The 560-nt window shown below is 61.8% G+C and carries 1 protein-coding gene; it reads left to right on the forward strand.

What is annotated here, in order from left to right; all coding sequences use genetic code 11:
- Nucleotides 1-223: 223 nt before the first annotated feature.
- Nucleotides 224-541, forward strand: a complete 318-nt coding sequence (locus ACLMAL_RS39735) for a hypothetical protein (protein ID WP_328403398.1) — start codon at nt 224-226, stop codon at nt 539-541.
- Nucleotides 542-560: the final 19 nt, after the last annotated feature.

Here is a 560-nt window from a genome sequence, read left to right on the forward strand (position 1 = left end):
ACCGATACGGGCGCCGTCGAATAAACCAACCTAATTTGATCTTCGAATCCGAGTCCGGAGTGAAGATCAAATTGCGTTACCTCGACACAATAGAGTGTTAGCCCATTATTAACGGTGATTCATCTCACAATAATATAAGTGGATTTACAGATCTCTTTTTCATAACGTTGCTGGTGCCGCCCGTTATGGCGTCGTTATCCATCTGTGGAAGGAAGCCCCGTACATGTTCTCTCGCAAGATCCTCGCCGCCGCCGGCACCGTCTCCGCCGCCGCCCTGTTCTTCGGCCCGGTCGCGGTGGCCTCCGCCGCCACCTCCGCTGACTCCGCCGCCACCGGCTCCGCGGGTGCGGCCTCGGGTTCGGCCTCGGGTTCGGCCTCCGGTTCGGCCGGCTCCTCCACCGGTTCGGCCGGCTCGTCCTCCGGGTCCGCCATGCTCGACTCCGGCAGCTCGGCCCTCGACGGCGGCACCTCCGCCATCGTCAACATCATCGATGCGATCACCGGCGTCAGGGACCTCAGCCAGCCCAAGCCCGCCGCCTGATTCGGTCTCGGTAGATCAC

Source organism: Nocardia sp. CWNU-33, from assembly GCF_046764895.1.
GTDB lineage: Bacteria > Actinomycetota > Actinomycetes > Mycobacteriales > Mycobacteriaceae > Nocardia.

Excerpts from the sequence above, each read along its gene's own strand:
- ACLMAL_RS39735 (WP_328403398.1), top strand. The coding sequence starts at position 224 with ATGTTCTCTCGCAAGATCCTCGCCGCCGCCGGCACCGTCTCCGCCGCC.